Below are 21956 nucleotides of genomic sequence, written 5' to 3'. Positions count from 1 at the left end.
TATGGCTGCTTTTTCGGGATTTGGTAACGAAGGTTAACGGCGGAAAAGGTTAATCCCGCTCGGCGAGAGGGTGCCCCGGCGGGTAGGGCTTGTTGAGGGCCAGCGGTTTTCCGGTGCGTTGAGGCTCCTCGCCGGGTGGGCAGCAGTAGCCATCCGGGTCCTTTTCCCAGTCGTAGCCCACGCGCTTCATGGCGATGACCAAGGCTTCGGGCGGTTCTTTCCAGCAGGTGGGTATGGAATAGGGCCGGCCTGTATCTGGGGCCAGGTGATCGGGCAGGAGTGTATGCTCATTGCCGATCATCTGATCGAGCTGAGCTTGCGTTAGGTCTTGCGCACCACGTAAATCCGCGAAATGGGCAATCAGCGCAGTCTGTGCGCCTGACCAATACGCGGATCTGAGATCGGCCCCGGTGAAGTCTGCCTGCTCCATCCGCGCCTTCCAAAGGTTAGACTCCTCCAACCGCGCGTCGCGAATGTTGGCCCCCTGCATCCGCGCCTCGCTGAGGTTCGCGTCCTGCATCTGCGCCGCGCAGAGGTCCGCCCTCTCCATCCGCGCCCAGCGGAGGTCCGTCCCCTGCATCCGCGCCCCGCGGAGGTTCGCGTCCTGCATCTGCGCCCCGCCGAGGTCCGCCCCCTTCATCTGCGCCCCCCAGAGGTCCGCTGCCCCCATTTGCGCCAGGCGGAGGTCCGCTCCCTCCATCCGCGCCAAGCGGAGGCCCGCCCCGTTCATCGACGCCCTACGGAGGTTCGCCCCCTCTATTCGTGCTTCGGAGAGGTCCGCCCGCTCCATTCGTGCCCCCTCAAGGTCCGCTGCCCCCATTTGTGTCTCGGAGAGGTCCGCCCCCTGTATCTGCGCCTCGCTGAGGTCCGCCCGCAGAATTCTTGCCTCCCTGAGGTCCGCCCCTTCCATCCGCGCATGGTTCAGGCGCGCACGATTCAGGTTAAGGTGCGATAGGTCGCTTTTGCGCAGGTTGGTTTCACGCAGGTCGAGGCGGTAGCCTGTTTCGCCGCCTTGAGTGCGTCGCTTTTCTTCGTTCTCGATGCGCTGCGGTTCGCGGTTGCCGAGGGTGGTCAGTGCAGTCTGGATATCGGTTCGGGGTTTAGAGAGGCTATTGATGCTGTCCTCGAATGTATCGTCGAGATTAAGGTCCTTTGCGTCCTTCGCCGGGGCGTTCTCCCGGATGTAGGTGCAGAGGATATCCATGACCCGGATGTGTTCTTCGGGGTTCGTGCGGGAAATCCGGTCCAAGGTGAGGATGGCGCCGACGCGCACCTCGATATTGGGCTCTGTGGTGTCGTAGGTTTTCCATTCGCCTAGCTCAAGTTTCCAGCCTTCGCCTGGTTTTTTGGGCGGTTTTTCTCCACGCCATTGAACGGTACCATGAGCGTCTTCGCCTTCCTTCGTGAAGATCACCGTGCGGCCGATGCGGCTGACGGTCTTGTCCGCGCCGAGGCCCTCGACTGCGGTGTTGATCAGGCCGGTGGTGAGGTTGGCTTCCTGGGTCTTGGCGGTGCGCTCGTTGATCCAGACGCGCACGAGCTGGAACGGGATGGTGGCGAGGATCGCAAGCATTCCGGCGAGGGCGGCGAAGGTGTAGCCAATGTTGCGTATGGCTTGGGTATCCGCACCCGCAATCTCGGTCTTAAGCTTTGTCAGCATTTGGCCGATCAGGAAGGGAATCTGCCAAATGTAGGCGGCGAACGCCCAGCCGATCAGAAGAAAGCCTAGCGGAATGAGGATGGTCAGATAGTTGCGCTGGAGAATGCCGATGATGCCGCGCCAGCGTTTCGTGATCCACGGCCAGGTCTTTTGGCGGTTGGTCCAAGCGTTGATGAGCATGAGCGCGATGAAGAGCAAAGCGCCGAGACCAAGCGCCCAGATAGCGATGACCAGGGGATCCGGCAGGGGCGGGATGTGGAGCGTCAGTCCCGTTTCGCCCGTCGCGAGGCTGAAGCCCGGTTGGTCGGTCTGCGGCGGGGTTCCGGTGGAATCGGGGTCCATGGTGCTCGCAAAGGGATTGTCTGTAATGAGAAATGGTTAGCACGGGTGGGCGTGCCGGGAAAGGGCGGCGCAATCCGGGGTTGCCGCTCAACGGTACCCTGCAGGCGAGCATGTTTGGGGAAGTCATTCACGCGCGCGCAGCACCGCGCAGTGTCAGCACCGGTTGGCAGATGCGCAAACCCCCGGAACGGTGCCGGTCCGGGAGTGTGTTCGGTCCCGGGCTTGCGCCCGCAGGGGCCGTGCTCAGAACAGGAAATCGCCGGACCCGAGATCGCTGATGTCGACGTCGATAAGGGTGATCTTGTGGCTGCTGCTCACCTTGATGATCGCGTCATCGCCTTTCTGGGAGAGGTGGTTGTTTTCCAGATCGTCGAAGCTCTTGATGGCGCTCACTTCGGAGAGGTCGATCTTCTCCTTGTTGTTCGTGGCGTCGAAATCCTTGATCTTGTCGTTGCCGAACTTGTCCTCGAAGAGGAACAGGTCCGAGCCGCCGCCGCCTTCGAGCGTGTCCGCGCCCCGGCCGCCATCGATCGTGTCCTTGCCCTTGCCGCCCTCGATCTTGTCCTTGCCGTCGCGCCCGCGCAGGCGGTTCGCGTCATCCGAGCCGAAGATCTTGTCGTGGAACACCGAGCCGTCGACATTCTCGATGGAATCGAGCTTGTCCGTGTTGCCGAAGGTGTCGGTGGCCGTTCCGGCGGCAAGATCGACCTTGATGCCGTCGGTGCCGCCGTAGTCGTCCTCGTTGTTGTACCGCACATGGTCGCTGCCGGAGCCGCCCTTGAGCGTGTCCTCGCCCTTGTTCCCGGCGAAGTAGTTGTCCTTGCCGTTGCCGGTCATCTTGTCGCTGCGGCGGCTGCCCTCGATGGCTTCGATCGAGTCGAGCTTGTCGGTTCCGGTGAAGTCGCTCTTCACCTGGCCCTTGGAGAGGTCGGCGATGATGGCCTTCTTGTCATAGGCATAGGAGGCGGTGTCCCAGTCGTCCCCGCCCTTGAGCGTGTCATTGCCGGCGCTGCTGTAGAAGGTGTCCTCGCCCGCGCCGCCGAAGGCCTTGTCCTTGCCCTTGGTGCCGAAGATCTCGTCCTCGTCGCTCATCGAGGTGTAGTTGAACTCGCTCCATTCGATGAGCTGGTCGGGGCGGAACGAGCCGGAGCTGTGGCTGCCGACATCTGTCAGTTCGCCCTCGAGGTCGTCGAATTCCTGCGTGCTGCTGACGCTCGGGATGTCGTCCCCGTCGAGATTGACCAGGACGACGACTTCTTCGTCCTGGCCGTTCACGTCTTTCTTCATGAAGGTCAGGACCATGACGGTGATCTTGCCGGTGCCGGAGAACTTGCCCCAGCCGAACTCGATATCGACGTCGTAGTTGACCAGGTCGAGCCCATCGACGAGGAAGTGGTAGCCTTCGGCCTCGTAGTTGACGGGCTTGATGCCGCCGCCGTTCTTCTTGTATTCGTACTCGAAGCCGTCGCCGTCGGCCGCGACAACCGTCAACTCGCTGTCGCCGTTGAAATAGACGGAGTCCTGCGAGTCCTCATTCACAATGCTGATGACTGCGTCAAAGCTGTATGTGGCCATGGTTCAATTCCGGGCTGTCATGTTCCTGATCCGCCTTCCCTAGCCGCGCGCTGGCGAAGATCGTGTTAACGGCGAGGTGCAGGAAGCGGCTTCGGGGAGGCCGGTTTTGTCGCACCGCATTATCCTATGTTGTTGCGGGCAATTGCCGGGCGGTTAGGATTTTCGTCGAATGGAAATCAATATCGCTGCGAGGGACAAATGAACGAACTGGTTCACGACGACGCATTTCTGGCGGCATCGCTCGCCGCTGACGAACAGGAACTGAGTGTCGTCATCACCAATCCGCATGTGCCGGGCAACCCGCTGATCTATGTCAGCGAGGAGTTCGAGCGGCAGACCGGTTATTCCGCGGAAGAGGTCATCGGGGAGAACTGCCGGTTCCTGCAGGGGCCGGAAACCAACCCGGATGCCATCCGGATGATCAGTGCCGGGCTTGCGGCGAAGACGACCTTCTCGGTGGATATTCTCAACTATCACAAGTCGGGCGAGCCGTTCATGAACCGGCTCCGCATCCGGCCGCTCTTCGATGACGAGGGGCAGTTGCTCTACTTCATCGGAGCGCAGAACCCGGTCAACTAGCGGGGCGCGGGGGAGCCATGGGGGGGCGTCCGCGAAACGAGGCGGAGCTGCGGGCGCTCATCGACCGGGTGCCGATGGAGGGAGCGCCGGAGGCCCTGCGCACGCAGTTCGCGGAGCTGGCCGGGGTGCAGCCGAAGGCGCGGTCGATCGAGCGCGGTGGCGTGGAGTGCCTTGCGGTGGGCGAGGGGCCCGAGATCGTCTGGTTTCACGGGGGCGGTTACGTTTTCGGGGCGCCAGAGACCCATGTGCTGCTGGCTGAGACGCTGGCGGCCGCGGGTCTGCGGGTGATCCTTCCGCGATACCGGCTGGCGCCCGAAGCGCCCTGGCCCGCGATGCTCGAGGATGCGCTGGCGGTGGTCGCGGCAAGCGGAGACGTGGTTCTTGGCGGGGACAGTGCCGGTGGGCATCTGGCGCTGAACGTGGCCCTGCGTCGATCGGTGCTTGGGCTGGCGCTCGTTGCGCCCAATACCGATCGCTCGGGGCGGAGCACGACGCGGGCCCGGACCTCCGATGCCATGAACGATGACGCGGGTGATGCGGAGCTGGCGCGGATGGCGATGCCGGGAATTGCGCCGGACCATACGGATGCCTCACCACTGCTGGCGGATCTCTCGGGATTGCCGCCGCTGCACCTCGAAGCCGCGAGCACGGAGATCCTTCTCGATGACAGTCTGATGCTCGCGGCCGGGGCAGCGCGGGCCAGCGTCGAGACGCATCTGCACGTGACCCGCGGCCTTTTCCACATGTTTCCGCTCTGGCCGGATGCTCTGCCGGAAGGAAAGGCGGCGCTGGGCAGGCTGGCGCGATTTGCGGCAGACCTGCACGCGCGGGCGGGAAACGCCGGCTGATCCCGGCGGGAACGACGCGCGAGGGGTCAGGTTTCGTCGTCGAAGAGCGAGTTGACCACTTCCTGGATGCGCGCGGGTTTCTTGTGCCGTTCGGTCATGTCGTAGCGTTCCGGGATGACCCAGCCGCTGTAGCCCGTGAGGAACACGAAGGGGATGTCCTTCTCGATCAGGACATCGGCGACGGCGAAGGCGTTGCCCTCCCCGAGTGCGACATCGAGTGTCGCGGCGTCGAGATCGGGCGTCGCCTCGATGATCTTGAGCGCGGCCTCCACCGTTGGAACCGGGCCGAGCACCTGCCCGCCGCGTTCCTCGAACCCGTTTCGTAGTTCATCGGCAATGAAGTAGTCATCCTCGACCACGAGAATGGTGCTGCCCTTCACCGATCTTGGCTGTGTCCCCTCTGTCATCCCTTCACCCTAACTGATCGAGATCGGCATGACGATGGTACATCGCAGACCATCGGGTTGCAGATCGTAGCTGGTTTCCGCCCCGAGCTGGTATGGCAGCGCTCGTTCGATCAATTCGCGGCCATAACCTGTGCCCTCGGGGCAGGTTTCTTCCCTCGGAGCGCCCCGCTCCTCCCATTTGACCTGAAGGCGCGAGTAGTTGTCCTCTGTCTCGACGCTCCAGGTGACGGACAATTCCCCCTCGGGGCGGCTGAGCGCGCCGTATTTCACCGCGTTCGTCATCAACTCGTGCAATGCCAGGGCGAAGGTCTGCACCGAACCGGAGCGCAGGCGCACGCCGCGCGGCCCCTTGAAGACGACATTGGGCGATGCATCGGGATTGAATTCGTCCAGCCCCAGGCTGCCGAGTTCGGTCTCCAGCAGCAGGTCGAACGAGATCCGATCTCCCTCGCCGAGCCTTGAGAGCAGGGCATTCACCCGTTCGAGCGCATCGAGCCGCGCGGTGAACTTCTCTCTGAATTCATCGAGCGACTTGCTGCGGCGAATGGTTCTGCCGGCGACGGCGTTGATGACCGCGAGGAGGTTTCGGGTTCTGTGCTGAAGCTCGGTCACGAGTACTTCGAGGCGATTGGAGGTCTGCCGCTCCTCGGTGATGTCGCGCCCGATGCCGCCGATCCGCTGCACGCTGCCCTGGCTGTCGATAAGGGGGAAATGCCGGCTCTTGACCCAGCGGAGCTGCCCGTCGGTGCGGCGGACCAGACAGTAGACGCATTCGACCGACTTGCCCTCACGGACGCTTTCGAAGCTTTCCTCGATCGCCTGACGATCCTCGGGAACGATCATCTCGAGCCATGGGCCCAGGCCGGGATCGGCGAGCAGATCCGGTGGGCTGATGTCGTGAACGATCTCGAAAGCGGGGTTCAGATATTCCACCTCAAGGGTGTTTGCGTTGCGGATCCACATGAAATCGGAGGAAGCTTCCCCGAACTGCCGGAAGCGGGCTTCGGTTTCCCGCAGGATGTTCTGTGCCTCGACCCTCTCGATTACGTTGCTGAAGAGGATGCCGACCTGTTGCGCCTCCGCAAGCCCGATCCGGAAGGCATAGACTTCATAGTAGGCGCCCATTTCTTCCGAGGGCATTTCGAATCGCTCGGGTATGCCTGTCTTGGCAATCCGGCCATAGATCTCGAACCAGTAGTCCTCGAGTTCCGGCAGCATCTCGCGGGCGGTGCGCCCTACGGCGTTCTTGAGACCGGTCTGTGCCTCGAAGGAAGTATTCACCTCGAGAAAGCGGTAATCGAGCGGCTCATCCTGTGGCCCGAACACCATCTCAATGACGCAGAACCCGTGATCGATGGAGTTGAACAGCAGCTTGTAGCGGTCTTCGATGTCTTTCCGGGTCAGTTCGGCGATCTTGAGATCCGTGACGTCGATCGAGGTGATTGCGCCGCCGGTGATATTGCCGTGCTCGTCGCGCTGCGACCCGACGCTGCTGCGGACCCAGACCAGCTTGCCGTCTGGCCGCGTATGGCGCTTGTCGATGGAGAAGGGTTCCCCGCGGGCGAGCGTGCGATCAAGAAGGATGCGCTTGCGCCGCCAGTCTTCCGGCACGGTCAGATCCTCGACGCGCTTCCCGACCATGTCGCCCGGCTTGTAGCCGTACATCCGGTGATAGGCCGAATTGGCGTAGGTGAATTTCTGGTTCCGGTCGAAGAAGGCCACGCCGAGATCGGACTGCTCGGTCATGGCATGGAGCAGGGCATCGCCTTCCTCGAACAAACCCGAGCCCGGGCCCCGGTTGGTGCGCCGTTCGAGGATGAGACCGATATGCGTGCTGCCCGGCCCGCCGAGGCGGAAGCGGCGAAAGACTCGCCTCTCGCCCGTATTGGCAAGGCGGGCCCGAAAGGAACTGGTTTCCCCGGTCTCGAGCGTGGAGCCGAAATCGCTCACGCCCATTCCATCCAGATAGGGCAGAACCTCTCGGATCGACCCTCCGTCGGGAGTAAGCCCGGTTTCCGTCTTGAAGGCCGAATTGTATTCGCGGAAGATCAGGTCAACGATGGCACCGCTGCTGTCCTGAACCGTTTCCAGAATAGCGAAACCGTCGCTCATGCCCTCCAGAAGGGCCTGATACTTCTCCTCCGTCTCCGCGGGCGTGAGAGTTGTCTTCAAAGGTGTATTTTCCCGAGATATTCTCGACTTGGAGTTGTGAATGGGCGGGACCGAAACGATTCCCCTGTTAAAAAATCTAGCAAACCAGATTTCTTCAACCTAGATTTTTCCGGAAGTGGCGTCTGCGCCTCGGGCGGGCGATTTGCTGCCGGTGTCGGTTCGCGGAGATTGTCCATTTTCACGTCCGGCGCTATGCCGGTTCATGTTTCGTGCGCGAGATGGCGCGACCGGTTCAGAAGTATGGGTACAGTGATGTATCGAGCGCCAGATCAGGGTATCAGGAATCCCTTCATTGAGAAGCTACACCACGTAATTCATCTATCCGGAGAAGATCAGGCCGTTCTGCGGGCCATGATGACCCGCATCCAGAGCTACGGCGCGCGCGGCGATATTCTTGCGGAAGGCGAGAAGCAGAAGTCGATCTACGTGGTGCTGCAGGGGTGGGCTTGCCGGTTCAAGCTGCTCCCGAACGGGAAGCAGCAGATCGTCTCCATTCTCCTTCCCGGCGATCTGAGCGAGCCTTTCGGCGTCACACCGCATTTCATCGAGAACGGGTTCAGCGCGCTGACCCCCGTGACGCTGGCGCGGGTTTCGCTCGAAGATATCCGCAACGCGAGTGTGCGCGACAATGTCTCGACGGCGCTTTGGTGGGACCTGCTCTTCACGACCGCGCTGGAACGTCAGCATATCGTGAGTCTCGGGCGGCGTACGGCCCTCGAGCGGTTGGCGCATCTGCTTTGCGAGCTACATGTACGGCTTAGCCTCGTTGGACAAGTGAAGGAACACGGCTTCGAAATCGGCGTTACACAAACTGATATTGCGGACATTCTCGGTCTCTCGACCGTGCATGTGAATCGGTCGCTTCAGGATCTGAGAGCGTCGGGCCTGATTTCGCAGGAGGGCCGTTGGGTGAAGATCCTGGATCTGACCGGGTTGCGCGAGGAGGCTCTCTTCGACCCTGCTTACATGCATCTCGATCCCGAGATTCTTGACGCCATCGATGGGCCTGCGGTGTGACTAAGAGCAATCGGGAGAGACAGGAATGACGACGAATGACCATGCGTCCCGACTTGCCGAACTCGAAGCGGACAACGCCCGGTTGCGCCGCCTTCTGGACAAGTCCGATGCGCCGGGGGAGTTGAGGCACAGGCTGAACAGCACCCTGGCCATGCTGCGGGTGATCATTCAGAAATCGGCCGAGACGAAGCGCGATTTGCCCGATTACGTCGCCCATCTCGAGGATCGGCTGGAAGCGATCGCGCGGGCGCAGCATGCGGCGGATGCGCGCGGCGGTGTGGATCTGCAGGGCCTCCTGAGCGAGGAGCTTCTCTACTACAACATCCTCGACGGGGATCAGCTGTCGCTGGAGGGGCCGCTCGTACTGCTCGAGCCGCGGGCGGGACAGGTCCTGGCGCTGGCCATTCACGAGCTTGCGGTGAATGCGATCGAGCACGGGCCGTTTGCCTCGGGCGCCGGCGCGCTCTCCGTGCGCTGGAGCGTGGACGATGCGTCTGCGGAGGAACCCGTGCTCACGATCGACTGGGAAGAGGGCGGCCGGATCAAGTCGGAAGAGCCGGGGTTTCGGGGGTTCGGGACCGAGGTTCTGACCCGTACGCTCGCCTATGAGCTCAATGCGGTCACGACGCTTTCCTACATGCCAGAGGGGTTCCGGTGCCGGATCAGCTTCCCGATGGAGAAGCGGTTCGGTCGGATCATGCGGGCGGAGGGCGACGGGTAGCCGTCGCCCGCACCGACGTCAGCCGGCGGTGATCCTCACCGGGGCGCCCTTGTAGCCGGGCGTCTGCGAGTATGTCTCGTGGTAGGACAGCGGAACGAGCGGGTTGAGCTCGGGATAGTAGCCCGCGACGCAACCCGGCGGCAGGTCGTAGGCAGTGATCTTCAGCCCCTCGATGCGGCGCTCCACCCCGTCATCCACGGTGCTGGTGAGCGTGACGCTCTGGCCTTCCCTGAGCTCCAGACGTTTCATTTCGTCCGGGCTAATGAGGAGGATGTGCCGGCTGCCCTGAAGCCCGCGCAGGCGGTCGGAAAAGCCATAGATCGTGGTGTTGAACTGGTCGTTCGAGCGGAGCGTGGTGAGCGTCATGACCGTCTCGTCATGGCCGGGGGGTGAGCCCAGTGCGGTGAAGGTGGTGGGCGGGGTGAACTCGGCCCGGCCGCTTTCGGTTTCCCAGCGGCGTTCGGCGGCGGAATTGCCGCGATAGAAGCCGCCCGGCTGGTGCATCCGCTCGTTGAACCGCGCGAACTCGTCCGGGAAGGTCTGCTCGATCAGGTCGCGCACGAGACCGTAATCCGCGGTCCAGGCATCCCATTTCAGCTTCGGGTTCGGCGGCAGGGTGGCCTTGGCCATTCCTGCGACGATGGCAAGCTCGGACCGGACATGCGGACCCGGAGGCGATGCCGTGCCGATGGAGCCGTAGATGTGGGAGAGCGAATCCTCGACCGTGACGGTTTGCGGGCCGGTTTCCTGCACATCCTCGTCCACGCGGCCCAGGCAGGGCAGGATGTAGCTGATCTCGCCCGGCACCAGATGGGTGCGGTTCGGTTTCGTGGCGATATGGACGGTGAGGCGGAGGCGCGGCCAGGCCTGTTCCATGCGTTCCCGGTCGGGCAGGGCGCGGAGCAGGTTGCCGCCCAAGCAGATCATGGCCTTCACGCGCCCATCGAGGATCGCTTCGCAAGCATGGACGGCGTTGAGGCCCTCCTGTTCCGGCGGGTCGATATCATAAAGTGCGCGCAGCTTGTCGGTCGGCATGTGCGAGGATTTCTCGCCGATGCCCACCGTGCGCTGGCCCTGGACGTTCGAGTGCCCACGCACCGGCGATATGCCCGTGCCGCGTTTTCCGATATTGCCGCGCATCAGCAGCAGATTGCAGAGCATCCCGAGATTGAGCCAACCGTTCACGTGCTGGGTGAGGCCCATGCCATAGATCCCGATGGCGCGCTCGGCATCCATGTAGATCTCGGCGGCTTCCTCGATCATTGCGCGCGTGAGGCCGGACAGGCGCTCGATCTCCGGCCAGGTGACGTTGTCCAGAGCCCGGACGGTTTCGTCGAAGCCCGTGGTTTCCGTCTCGATGAAGCTCCGGTCGAGGATCGTGCCGGGATAGCGTTCTTCCGCGGCCAGCAGGAACTTCATCATGCCGGCGATCACCGCGATGTCGCCGCCAGGCCGCACCTGGTAGTATTTCTCGGAGATCTTCGTCGGTGGCGCGAGCGTCATCTGCGCGACGCTTTGCGGGTCGGTGAATTCGATGAGGCCGCGCTCGCGGATGGGGTTGAATGTGACGATCCGGCAACCCCGCTTCACCGCTTCCTTGAGGTTGTGCAGGAAGCGGGGGCTGTTCGTCCCGGTATTCTGGCCGAAGAAGAAGATCGCATCGCAATGCTCGAAATCCTCGAGCGTGCAGGTGCCGACCGGTGTGCCGATGAACTTCTGAAGGTTCACCGACGTGGTTTCGTGGCACATGTTGGAGGATTGCGGCAGGTTCTGGTGACCCAGGGCGCGGGCGAAGAGGGCGTAGAGATAGGAGGCTTCGAGCCCCGCATGACCGGAGGCGTAGAAGACCGACTGCTCAGGATCGATTGCGTTGAGTTCACGCCCAATCTCGGCAAATGCTTCCTCCCAGGTCGCCGTGCGATACTTGTCCGTCTCGGGATCGTAGCGCATCGGCTCTGTCAGGCGCCCTGCCTTTTCGAGCGCATGATCGTGCATCTCGCGGAGTTTGGTCAGCGTGTGCTGCTCGAAGAAGGCGGAATCGGCGCGCCGCTCGTCCATTTCCCACAGCGTCGCCTTGGCTCCGTTCTCGCAGAACTCCGCCACCTTCGGATCGGCGGGCTTGGCCCAGGCGCAGGAAGAACACATCACGCCCTTTGGCTTGTTCAGCTTGCCAAGGATCTTCAGGGCATGCGGCGAAACCTGGACATTGCCGAGAACCTGCTTGATTCCCTTGAACGAGCCCCAGCCGCCGGAAGGCTGGCGGTCGAAGGGCAGATCCGGGTCTTGCTGCGTGGGCGAATGGCGCGGGGTGGCTTTGCTCTTTTCCATGATACCTTGAAGCTAGGGCGATGGGGCTTCAAGAAAATGGCGGGTCGGGCAATTGGTTCCCGATTGCTGGAGTGGGAAATTGCGCCTTCGTCCGGAACCTCCGCCCGGTCACGCCGTTAAACCATTAGAGGGAAGTGATTGAACGGCGGGATTGCACCACGAATGACGAATTCGATGAGTTGCCCGGCAGCGGTCCATGCACCCTGAGGGTCCGGGGGGCATCGCAAGGCGGACACCGCTGCTGACGAATGTTGTGAGGCTGGCGCCGGTCCGCGCCCGGCCTGTCGGGGCCGTGGCCCTCTTTGCACTGCTCGCAGGTTGCGAGGGCCGGCAATCCGTGTTGTCGCCCGCCGGGCTGGAGGCCGAATTCGTGGCCAGCCTCTTCTGGTGGTTGTTGGGAGGTGCGATCCTCCTTTGGGTGCTGGTGAACGGTCTGTTCGTCTATGTCACCCGGCTCAATCCGAAGCCCTTGTCGCGCAGGCTCGCCGAGGCGCTGATCATCGGAGGCGGGATCGTCTTTCCGGTGACGCTGCTTGCGGTGCTCCTTTCGCTCACGCTCCCCCGGATCCCTGAGCATCGCGCCCCGGCGGACGGGTTGCGGGTCCATGTGCAGGGCGAGCAGTGGTGGTGGCGGGTCGAATACTGGCCCGAAGGCGCGACCGAGCCAGTGATCTCGGCCAACGAGATCCGGCTGCCGGTGGGCATGCCCACGGAAATCACGCTGTCGGCGCGCAATGTGATCCATTCCTTCTGGGTTCCGGCGCTTGCGGGCAAGCTCGACATGTTCCCCGGTCGGGAGACGCGCTTGGCCGTGGAGCCGTCCGAAACAGGCGTCTTTCGCGGCCAGTGCGCGGAGTTCTGCGGCACGTCGCACGCACTGATGGCGTTCGAGGCGGTGGTGATGGAGCCGGACGCGTTCGAGGCCTGGCTTGCGACCGAGGCGGGCGACGCGCGCCCCCCCGGTGGGGAGACGGCCACGCGGGGCGAGGCGGTATTTCTCGCGGAGGGTTGCGGTGGCTGCCACACGATCCGGGGCACGCCGGCAAACGCCGATGTGGGGCCGGATCTCACCCATGTGGGCGGTCGGGAAAGCCTTGCCGCAGGCATCCTGCCCATGAGTGAGGACGCGCTGGCCGACTGGATCGCGCATACGAGTGACACCAAGCCCGGAGTGATGATGCCGGACTATGATTACCTCCCTGAAGACGACCTCCGGGCGCTTGCAACCTATCTCGCGGGGCTGAAATGAGCGACGGTCGGAAATCCCCCCGCGTGCTCGAACCGGAGGGCACCTATCCGCCGACCGAAGAGATGTTGACCGCTCCGGTCGATCCCGCGTGGACAAAGGCAAGCGGCGACAGGCTCAAGGCGATCTGGGCGCAGCCAAAGGGCTTTCGCTACTGGAGTGCGGTGAACAATTCCGAGGTGGGGCAGTGGTATTCCATGCTCTGCTTCATCTTCATGCTCTGCGCGGGGCTGTTGGCGGTGCTGATGCGGGTGCAACTTGCGGTCCCCGAGAACGATTTCATCGGGGCGGAGCGCTACAACCAGCTCTTCACCATGCACGGCTCTGCGATGATGTTTCTCTTCGCCGTGCCGATGTTCGAGGCCATCGCCATCCTGCTCCTGCCAGCCTTTCTGGGCGCGCGCGACATGCCGTTCCCGCGGCTTTCGGCCTACGGGTTCTGGTGTTTCCTGATCGGCGGGTGTTTCGTCTTCGGCTCGGTGCTGTTCGGCGCGGGGCCGTCCTCCGGCTGGTTCATGTATCCGCCGCTCGCCACCAAGTCCGAAGGGATGGGCGCGGATATCTGGCTCCTGGGGCTCTCCTTCATCGAGGTGAGTTCGATCGCGGCCGCGGTCGAGTTGATCGTTGGGGTGCTGAAATGCCGCCCGCCGGGGATGCGCATCAACCTGATGCCGCTCTATTCGTGGTATGTGCTCGTGGTCGGCGCGATGATCCTCTTCGCCTTTCCGCCGCTCATCGCGGGCGATTTCCTATTCGAGATGGAGCGCAGTTTCGACTGGCCGTTCTTCGATCCCGAGCGCGGCGGCGACCCGATGCTCTGGCAGCACCTGTTCTGGATCTTCGGCCATCCGGAGGTCTACATCATCTTCCTGCCGTCGATCGCGATTGCGGCAATGATCGTGCCCACGGTCGCGCAGCGGCCCATCGTCGGCTATTCCTGGATCGTGCTTTCGGCGGTAGGCACCGGTTTCCTGAGCTTCGGGCTCTGGGTCCATCACATGTTCACCACCGGGTTGCCCGCGATCTCGCTCGGGTTCTTCTCGGCGGCGTCGGAAGCGGTGGTGATCCCTACCGGCGTGCAGCTCTTCGCGATGCTGGCGACGCTGATGGTGGGGCGGATCCGGATGAGTGTGCCCATGCTCTACATTGCGGGCGCGCTCGCGATCTTCACCGCTGGAGGGCTCACGGGCGTCATGGTGGCGCTGGTGCCCTTCGACTGGCAGGTGCATGACACCTACTTCATCGTGGCGCATCTGCACTACACGCTCTTCGGCGGCATGGTCTTTCCGGTGATGGCGGGGATCTATTACTTCTATCCGTTCATCCGGAAGAAGGTCATGAGCGAACGGCTGGGCAAGCTTGCGTTCTGGCTCGTCTTCGCGGGTTTCAACATCTGTTTCCTGCCGATGCATCTCACAGGGCTCAAGGGCATGCCGCGGCGTGTCTTCACCTATCCCGGCGATTTTGGCTGGGACTGGCTGAACCTGATCTCGACCGTCGGCGCCTTCATCATGGCCGCCGGGTTCGCGGTGTTCCTGTGGGATGTGATCCGGCCCAAGGGCAAGGACGCGGACACACCACGCAACCCGTGGGGCGCGGGGACGCTCGAATGGGCTCATGACGTGCCGGAAGATCCGGGCTGGGGCGTGCGCTCGATCCCCTATGTCACCTCGCGCTATCCGCTCTGGGACCAGAAGGGCATCGTCGCGCGGATGGACAAGGGCGGCTACTATCTGGGCGATGCGGCAGAGGGAAAGCGCGAGACGCTGATCACCACCGTGCTCGACGCCAAGCCCGTGCTCTGCCAGCGTGTGACCGGGCCCACCTGGATCACGCTGATCGCGGCCGCCTTCACGGGCGGGTTCTTCATCCTGCCGGTGTTCCACCACTATTGGCCGGCGCTCGTCTGCGCGCTGGGCGCGCTGGGCGCGATCATCTGGTGGCTCTGGACCTCGACCGCGCAGGTGCCGGAGGCGGACATGAAGGATGTGGGGCTGGGCCTGCGCCTTCCGGTCTATGCCTCCGGGCCGACGGCGCCGGGATGGTGGGGAGTCTTCATCACCATGCTGGGCGACATGACCGCCTTTGCGAGCCTTGTCTTCGGCTTCTTCTTCTACTGGACGGCGGGCGATGATTTCCCGCTGCCCGGAGCGGCACATGCGGACGGGACATTCGTTGCTGCGGCCGCGCTCTGTTATCTGGTGGCTTGGGGGCTGACCCTGCTCGCACGCGGCTGGAACCGGGAGGGTGAGGTTTCCCGTGCTCGGATCGCGCTGATGGTCGCACCGCTGCTGGCGCTTCTGGGGGCACTGGCGCTTGTCGCGGCGGTCTGGGTGCCGGGGCTCGATCCTGTGGCCCATGTCTATCCGGCAATGATTTGCGGTTTCGTGGTCTGGACGGTGGTGCACACGATCCCCGGTGTGGTGATGCCGCTTTATTGCCTGGCGGGAAGCTGGCGGGGCAAGCTTACGCCAAGCTATGATGCGGATCTGTGGAACACCGCGCTTTACTGGCATTTCCTCCTGATTACCGGGCTGGTTTCGGCGACGGTGATCGGGCTGCTGCCGAGGCTGATGCCATGAACGAGGATCTCAGACACAAGGAAGAGGAAAAGGAGATTGCAGAGGAGGCGAGCTCGCTCTGGACGATCACCATCGCGCCCCTGATCTGGGCAGTGCATTTCGTGCTCAGCTATGCCGCCACTTCGGTCCTTTGCATCAAGTTCGGGGCCGGTGAAATGGCGGTTGCCTGGCTTCAGATGGGCGTTGGTGTCCTGACGGCCGTGGCGCTGGGCGGTATCGCCTTCGTGGCCTGGCGGTCCTGGAAACAGTGGGATTTCCTCGACGATTTCGACCATACCCATCATCTTTCGCGCGAAGAGGATCGGCACGAGTTTCTCGGGCACGCGGCGTTCCTGCTCTCGATCGTGTCCTTCGTGGGCGTGGCCTACGTGGCGCTGCCGGTCTGGCTCACGGGGAGCTGCCAATGATACGCGCATTGTGCCTTGGAGCCGGGCTTGTCCTGCTCGGGATCGCCTGGGGAGCTGGGAACCACGCGAGTTTCTCGGTGCACATGGCGCGGCACATGGTGATCGTCGCGGTGGCCGCACCCCTGATCGTTCTGGGGGTGCCGCGACTTGCGGATCTGCCGGTTTCGCCCCTTGCGGCAACGCTCGTGGAGTTCGCCGTGGTTTGGGGCTGGCACCTTCCCGCATTTCATGAGGCCGCACGGCTCTCACTCGGCTGGTATGTAGCTGAACAAGCCTCGTTCCTGTTCGCGGGTGGGCTGATCTGGATTTCCGTGCTGCGCCCCGGTGCAGAGCTTGCCGGGGCGGGCGGGCTGCTGCTGACCTCGATGCATATGACACTTCTGGGTGCGCTGCTGATCCTTGGCGGGCGACCGCTCTACAGTGCGATCTGCTACGGGGGCGATCCGCTGCGGGATCAGCAACTGGGCGGCATGATCATGCTGGCCCTGGGCACGCCGATCTATCTCGTCGCGGGGCTCACACGGGTCGGGCACCTGCTGGCAAAGGGGGAGCCGGCGAAATGAGATGTTTTCTGCGCACCACGGCGATTTGGGCGGGGCTTGCCGCACTTGCGGGGGCCGCAACCGTCGGGTTCGGGCTCTTCAATGTCTCGGCGCGGATCGGACATCTGCCACCCGTGCACTGGGCGTTGCATACCACCTTCGAGCAGAATGTGCGGCTGCGCGCGCCGTCGGAGGCGGAGGTTCCCGCGAACCTCGGCGATCCGGGCCTCGCGGCCATCGGGGCAGGGCATTTCGATAGTGCCTGCCGGTTCTGCCATGCCTCGCCGGGGGAGGCGCAGAGTGCCACCGCGCTGTCGATGAATCCCGCGCCGCCGCATGTCTCCGATGCCGCGGCGAGTTGGGAGCCGAACCAGCTCCACTGGATCGTGGACAATGGCGTGAAGATGAGCGGGATGCCGCACTGGCCGACCGAGACGCGCGATGACGATGTCTGGGCGGTCGTGGCGTTTCTGGATGCGGTGCCGGACATGGGCAACGATGACTACGAGGCGATGCGGAATGCGGCCGCGGGGGAAAGCATTCCGCCGGTGCCGGGGCTGGGCTACTGCGCGACCTGTCATGGTGTGGATGGGCGCGCCGGGGGCAATCCGCACATGCCGCGGCTCGATATCCAGAACGAGGCATATCTCCTTTCGGCGCTGGAAACCTACCGTAAAGGCACGCGGGAAAGCGGGATCATGCATCACGCGGCGCGGGCGGTGGATGAAGGAATGCTGGCAGGCCTGGCCGCGCATTATGCATCGCAGACGCCCGTTGGCGCGCCCGCGGGTGAGGGATCTGCGGACGGAGAGGCACTGGCCTCGGGATCGGATGGCGGGGATGTCCCCTCCTGCAAAGCGTGCCACGGACCATGGCCCGAACCGCGCAACCCGGCTTTTCCGGAAATTGCCGGCCAGCACAAAGCCTATTTCGAGAGCCAGCTCCGGCTCTGGCGGGATCACGCACGCGTCGGAAATCGCCATGCGGAACTGATGGCGCTGAGCGTCAAGGAACTCGATGACGATCAGATCCGCGCGCTGGCCGCCTACTATGCGGCGCTCGATCCGATCACGCAGCCCGAGCCACCTGCTGGCGACTAGACACGCAGACGTGTTCGCCCGAGGCCCCGCAATGGGGCTGTTGCGGCCGTTCTGCCGTGGAACCGGCCCGCGCAGACCCGCGTTTGCTTCCTGACGATAGCAAACGATGGGAGTGCGAATGGACCTCGGTATAGACGGCAAACTTGCAGTGATTTCGGGTGCCGGCGGCGGTCTCGGATCTGCTGCCGCGCAGGATCTCGACCGGGAAGGCGTGCAGCTCTTCCTGACGGATACGAGCGCGTCGGCACTGGAGGAAACCGCGGCCAGGCTTTCGAATGTCGCGGGCTTCATGGAGGCCGATCTGACCTCGGAGGAGAGCATCGAGGATCTCAAGATTGCGGTGTCGAAACATGGGGTCGCGGATATTCTCGTGCACATGGCGGGCATCACCGGCGCCAAGGGCGATCCGCTGGAGATGACCGACGACGACTGGCGGACGGCTTGGGAAACGAACTTCATGTCGGCCGTGCGGATGGCGCGCGGTTTCGTGCCTGGTATGGCCGAGAAGGGCTGGGGCCGGGTGGTTTTCGTCACCTCCGAGAACGCGGTGCAGCCCTATCCGGACGAGGCGGTCTACAACGCCTCCAAGGCTGCGCTGCTCAATTTCACCAAGGCGCTCTCCTTTCCCTACGGTCCAAAGGGCGTGCTGGTGAATTCGGTCATGCCGGCCTTCATCGAGAGCCCGATGACGGATGGCATGATGGACAAGCTTGCGGACGAGAATGGTTCGTCGCGGGAAGAGGCCATTCAGGACTTTCTCGACAACGAACGGCCCTATCTGAGCCTGAAGCGGCGCGGAAAGCCCGAGGAGGTTGCGGCCCTGGTCGCGATGCTCTGCTCGGCGCGGGCGAGTTTCACCAACGGTTCGGCCTGGCGGGCTGACGGCGGCGCTGTTGCCGCATTCAACACCTGAGGAGGCACAACATGAACGATCATCCGAAGATCCCGGCACAGTCGCAGGACAGCATGCCGGCGGACGAATACAAGATGGATCCGAAGCCCGACTACGCGCCGCGCCATCCGGGTGTCGGCAAGCTCGCGGGCAAGGTCGCCTTCATCACCGGCGGTGACAGCGGCATTGGCCGGGCGGTTTCGGTGCTCTTCGCGCGGGAAGGGGCGAAGGTCGCGATCGCCTATCTCGAAGAGGACGAGGACGCGCAGGAAACCAAGCGGATCGTCGAGGAGGAAGAGGGGTCCGAGGCCCTGCTGATCCGGGGTGATCTCGGAGCCAAGGACCATGCCGAGGCGGCCGTGAAGCAGGCGGTGGAGCATTTCGGCCAGCTCGACATCCTTATCAACAACGCAGCCCAGCAGTGGGTCGACGAGGATATTGCGAACCTCTCCGAGGAGCGGTTGCGGCGCGTGATGGACTCGAACGTGATGTCCTATTTCTTCTGCACCCAGGCAGCCCTTCCGCATCTGAAGGAAGGTGCGTCGATCATCAACACGACCTCGGTGAACGCCTTCAAGGGCAACGACAGCCTGATTGCCTATTCCACCTCGCGCGGGGCTTCGCTTGCGCTGGCGCGCTCCCTTGCGCTCAATCTCGCGGATCGGGGCATCCGGGTGAACGCCGTGGCGCCGGGGCCGGTCTGGACGCCGTTCATTCCGGGATCGATCCCGGCGGAATCGGTCGAGGGGTTCGGCTCGCACACGACGATCGGGCGGCCGGCGCAGCCTTGGGAGGTTGCGACCTCCTACCTGTTCCTCGCCTCCTCCGATGGGGAATGCTTCACCGGGCAGACGCTGCATCCGAATGCGGGGTACGTCGTCGGGGCATGAGACCCGCTTCCTTGGCGAGACAGGAAAAGGCCCCCGCCGGGATATTCCGGCGGGGGTTATTCTTTTGTCGGGGCGCCTGCCGGATCTTGTTTGCGGCAGGACCCGTTGACGTGGATTATTCTGGCAGGGCGTAGGCGACCACGTAGTCGCCCACGTCGGTCTGTAGCCGTTCATGACCCGCCGCCGAGATCACCACATACTGCCGGCCCTCGTGCTCGTAGGTCATGGGCGAAGCCTGTCCGCCCGCGGGTAGCCGACCTTCCCAGAGCAGGCGGCCTGTCTCCGTCTCGAAGGCGCGGAGGAAGTTGTCCTGTGCGGAGGCGATGAAGGTGAGGCCGGTGCCGGTGACGAGCGGGCCGCCGATGGTGGCCGTGCCCATGGGAAGCTTCAAGTAGGTGGACATTCCCATGGGGCCGGAATCGAAGCCCGTGCCGATGGGTTGGCTCCAGACCAGATTGCCGCTGACGAGGTCGGTGGCGGCGAGAATCCCCCAGGGTGGGGCAATGCAGGGCATTCCAAGTGCGGAAAGCCAGATCGGCCGGGTGATCCCCCAGGGAGACTTCCAGTGCGGCACGATGTCCTGCTCGGAGTGGGATCCTCCCTCGCCGATCGGCAGGTCCTCCACTTCCTCGCGCGGATACATGGTAAGCCGGTTCGGCAGCCGCGAATTGTTGGTAACGACGATCTGTCGCTCTAGGTCGATGCCGACGCCGCCCCAGTTCATGCCGCCGATGGTGCCGGGAAAGAGCAGCGTTCCGTCGGGGTTGTCCGAGGGCGGCGTAAAGGTGCCCTCGTAGTCCATCTTCAGGAAATCGCGGCGACACATGGCCGTATCGATGAGGCCGACCCCCCAGGCATGGCGGGCGTCGAGCTCTTCGGGGTTGTCTCCCGGCAGGCCGGAGAGATTGGGATAGTAGACCGATTGCGGCTGCGTCGGCGAAAGCCGGTCGCCGGGCAACGGGCCGTCTCCCTGCGGGGCGGGCCGATCCTCGATGGGCCGCATGGGTTCGCCTGTCGCCGCGTCGAACAGGTAGAGGGAGCCCTGCTTGGTGGCCTGGAGCAGAACGCGCCGCGTTTCGCCCTCGATTTCAAGATCGAGCAGCGCGGGTTGGGCGCCGAGGTCGTAGTCCCAGAGGTCGTGGGACATGGTCGCGAAGTCCCAGACCGTTTCGCCGCTTTCGAGATCGACTGCAACGATGGCGGCGGTGAAGCGGTCTTCATGCTCCGAGCGGTCGCCGCCATAATGGTCGTTCGCGGAATTGCCGGTGCCGAAATAGACGAGGCCCGCGTCCGGATCGCCGGAGATGACATTCCAGACGTTCGGTGTGCCGCGCGGGTAGATCTCGCCCTCGGGCAGCGGATCCGTGGCCATGCCTTGGCGTTCGGAATCCCAGGCCCATTGCAGTTCGCCGGTGAAGGCATCGTATGCGCGCACCACGCCGGAGGGGGCGTCGCGCTGCTGGTTGTCGCTGACCTGCTGGCCGATGATGAGCGTGTCGCCGATGACGGCCGGACCGGAGGAGGATGAGGCGAAGCCCGAGGTCTGAAGCCCCATGTTCTCGGTCAGATCGACCGTGCCACCCTCGCCGAAGCTCTCGCATGGAGAACCGGTTTCGGCGGAAAGCGAGATCAGCCGCCCGTCCGTGGTGGTGACGTAGATCCGCGCGCCGCAATCGTCCCCCTGGGCACCCACTGCCAGCGCATCCGTGTCGGTAGGGGCTGCGGTTGCCTGGCCCGGATGATAGCCCACGGCGCGGCAGGCGACGGAGAAGAGAGGCTCCATTGCCTTGTCCGGAACCTCGGGCGAGAAGCCCCAGATCAAGGTGCCGTCGGCAGGATCGATTGCGAAGACCTCATTGGATGGGGAGCAGGCAAAGATGCGGTCCTTGACATAGAGCGGCGTGTTCTGGGCCGCGAAGGCCACACTTTCGTTCGGGGGCAGGTCACGGGTGCGGAAGCGCCAGACTTCGTCCAGGTCGGATACATTCTGGGGGGTGATTTCGTCGGCGGGAGAGTATCCGGCGCCGAGGGGGGAGCCGCCGTAGGCCGTCCATTCGTCGGCTGCGTTATGGCCGGGTGCGATCGAATTGTCCGCGGATGCGGTTTCGGTTCCGCCCGAGGGGTCAGCGGGGCGTTCCCAGTGGAATGCGACGAGACCGGCAACGACCGCGAGCCCCGCCACGAGACCGCCTGCCGCAAGGGGGCGCGCCCAGCGGGGTCGCACCTGCGGTGCCAGCCCGATTAGCAGAAAGAAAATGTTGAGCGCAACGAAGCCCGTGATAAGGCCCGCACGGCCGGCGAGATCGATCCCCCAGGCGGGAAGAAAGCCCTTTCCGGCGATTTCGAAGAACGACCAGCCTATCGTGAAGAGAGCAGCAGCGGCGAAGACCACGCCGCCTGCGGCGTATCGCCCCATGAATTGCAAAAGGGCCCCCGCGAGAAGCAGGAGACCCGTAATCACGAAGAACCAGGTGCCGCCAAGAAGCGCTATCTGGGTTCCGGTATAGGCGAGCCCGGCCCCGAGAAGGCCGAGCAGGGCTGCAATGACCAGGGCCGCGATACGCGGCCCCGGCTGGATCTTGAGTCTGCGGTGGGGATTGTCTTGGGCATGAATGTCACTCATTCAATCCACTCCTGAGGTTCAAGGA

The 21956-nt window shown here is 63.7% G+C and carries 17 protein-coding genes; 11 read left to right on the top strand and 6 right to left on the bottom strand.

Annotation, left to right across the window (positions count from 1 at the left end):
• Window positions 1–49 precede the first annotated feature (49 nt).
• Window positions 50–2002, bottom strand: a complete 1953-nt coding sequence (locus ACP15W_RS10185; protein ID WP_424932768.1) for a pentapeptide repeat-containing protein — start codon at window positions 2000–2002, stop codon at window positions 50–52.
• Between the two features lie 243 nt (window positions 2003–2245).
• Window positions 2246–3577 (bottom strand): hypothetical protein, encoded by a 1332-nt coding sequence (locus ACP15W_RS10180; RefSeq protein WP_424932767.1) that lies wholly within the window; start codon window positions 3575–3577, stop codon window positions 2246–2248.
• A 198-nt stretch (window positions 3578–3775) separates the two neighbouring features.
• Here ACP15W_RS10180 and ACP15W_RS10175 point away from each other — a divergent pair, with 198 nt between their 5' ends.
• Both ACP15W_RS10175 and ACP15W_RS10170 read left to right on the top strand, forming a co-directional pair.
• Window positions 3776–4156: a PAS domain-containing protein gene (locus tag ACP15W_RS10175; protein ID WP_424932766.1), complete on the top strand. Its 381-nt coding sequence runs from the start codon at window positions 3776–3778 to the stop codon at window positions 4154–4156.
• A gap of 17 nt (window positions 4157–4173) precedes the next feature.
• A complete protein-coding gene (locus ACP15W_RS10170) occupies window positions 4174–5004 on the top strand; it encodes an alpha/beta hydrolase (protein ID WP_424932765.1) in 831 nt (276 codons plus the stop codon).
• Window positions 5005–5030: 26 nt separating this feature from the next.
• On the opposite strand, the gene ACP15W_RS10165 is transcribed toward ACP15W_RS10170, so the two are convergent.
• Both ACP15W_RS10165 and ACP15W_RS10160 read right to left on the bottom strand, forming a co-directional pair.
• Window positions 5031–5411 carry a response regulator gene (locus ACP15W_RS10165; protein ID WP_424932764.1) on the bottom strand — a complete coding sequence of 127 codons (381 nt, stop codon included), beginning with the start codon at window positions 5409–5411 and terminating at the stop codon, window positions 5031–5033.
• 9 nt (window positions 5412–5420) lie between these two features.
• Window positions 5421–7583, bottom strand: a complete 2163-nt coding sequence (locus tag ACP15W_RS10160; protein ID WP_424932763.1) for a PAS domain S-box protein — start codon at window positions 7581–7583, stop codon at window positions 5421–5423.
• 351 nt (window positions 7584–7934) lie between these two features.
• Between ACP15W_RS10160 and ACP15W_RS10155 the strand changes: the two genes are divergently transcribed.
• Both ACP15W_RS10155 and ACP15W_RS10150 read left to right on the top strand, forming a co-directional pair.
• A complete protein-coding gene (locus tag ACP15W_RS10155) occupies window positions 7935–8600 on the top strand; it encodes a Crp/Fnr family transcriptional regulator (RefSeq protein WP_424932762.1) in 666 nt (221 codons plus the stop codon).
• Between the two features lie 25 nt (window positions 8601–8625).
• The gene (locus ACP15W_RS10150) at window positions 8626–9321 is read left to right on the top strand and encodes an HWE histidine kinase domain-containing protein (RefSeq protein WP_424932761.1); all 696 of its coding nucleotides are present in this window, start codon (window positions 8626–8628) and stop codon (window positions 9319–9321) included.
• An 18-nt stretch (window positions 9322–9339) separates the two neighbouring features.
• Here ACP15W_RS10150 and ACP15W_RS10145 read toward each other — a convergent pair whose 3' ends face one another.
• Window positions 9340–11649, bottom strand: a complete 2310-nt coding sequence (locus ACP15W_RS10145) for an FdhF/YdeP family oxidoreductase (protein WP_424932760.1) — start codon at window positions 11647–11649, stop codon at window positions 9340–9342.
• A 196-nt stretch (window positions 11650–11845) separates the two neighbouring features.
• Between ACP15W_RS10145 and ACP15W_RS10140 the strand changes: the two genes are divergently transcribed.
• The 7 genes from ACP15W_RS10140 (at window position 11846) to ACP15W_RS10110 (ending at window position 19308) form a co-directional block, all read left to right on the top strand.
• Window positions 11846–12898 carry a cytochrome c oxidase subunit II gene (locus ACP15W_RS10140; protein WP_424932759.1) on the top strand — a complete coding sequence of 351 codons (1053 nt, stop codon included), beginning with the start codon at window positions 11846–11848 and terminating at the stop codon, window positions 12896–12898.
• Window positions 12895–15477: a cytochrome c oxidase subunit I gene (gene ctaD / locus ACP15W_RS10135; protein ID WP_424932758.1), complete on the top strand. Its 2583-nt coding sequence runs from the start codon at window positions 12895–12897 to the stop codon at window positions 15475–15477. Before ACP15W_RS10140 ends, ctaD begins: the two co-directional genes overlap by 4 nt.
• The gene (locus ACP15W_RS10130; protein ID WP_424932757.1) at window positions 15474–15884 is read left to right on the top strand and encodes a hypothetical protein; all 411 of its coding nucleotides are present in this window, start codon (window positions 15474–15476) and stop codon (window positions 15882–15884) included. The genes ctaD and ACP15W_RS10130 overlap by 4 nt, the downstream gene beginning before the upstream one ends.
• Window positions 15881–16447: a cytochrome c oxidase assembly protein gene (locus ACP15W_RS10125; RefSeq protein ID WP_424932756.1), complete on the top strand. Its 567-nt coding sequence runs from the start codon at window positions 15881–15883 to the stop codon at window positions 16445–16447. The genes ACP15W_RS10130 and ACP15W_RS10125 overlap by 4 nt, the downstream gene beginning before the upstream one ends.
• Window positions 16444–17526 (top strand): c-type cytochrome, encoded by a 1083-nt coding sequence (locus tag ACP15W_RS10120; RefSeq protein ID WP_424932755.1) that lies wholly within the window; start codon window positions 16444–16446, stop codon window positions 17524–17526. Before ACP15W_RS10125 ends, ACP15W_RS10120 begins: the two co-directional genes overlap by 4 nt.
• Before the next feature lie 118 nt (window positions 17527–17644).
• Entirely contained in the window at window positions 17645–18439 is a 795-nt protein-coding gene (locus tag ACP15W_RS10115) for an SDR family NAD(P)-dependent oxidoreductase (RefSeq protein ID WP_424932754.1), read from the top strand.
• 11 nt (window positions 18440–18450) lie between these two features.
• Window positions 18451–19308: an SDR family oxidoreductase gene (locus tag ACP15W_RS10110; RefSeq protein ID WP_424932753.1), complete on the top strand. Its 858-nt coding sequence runs from the start codon at window positions 18451–18453 to the stop codon at window positions 19306–19308.
• 115 nt (window positions 19309–19423) lie between these two features.
• On the opposite strand, the gene ACP15W_RS10105 is transcribed toward ACP15W_RS10110, so the two are convergent.
• Window positions 19424–21931, bottom strand: coding sequence for a pyrroloquinoline quinone-dependent dehydrogenase (locus tag ACP15W_RS10105; RefSeq protein ID WP_424932752.1), 2508 nt, complete (start codon window positions 21929–21931; stop codon window positions 19424–19426).
• Window positions 21932–21956: the final 25 nt, after the last annotated feature.

This window comes from Amaricoccus macauensis (assembly GCF_049800915.1).
Lineage (GTDB): Bacteria > Pseudomonadota > Alphaproteobacteria > Rhodobacterales > Rhodobacteraceae > Amaricoccus > Amaricoccus macauensis_A.
The sequence above is the reverse complement of the archived record's forward strand: the minus strand, read 5'-3'. Positions and strand labels throughout refer to the sequence as shown.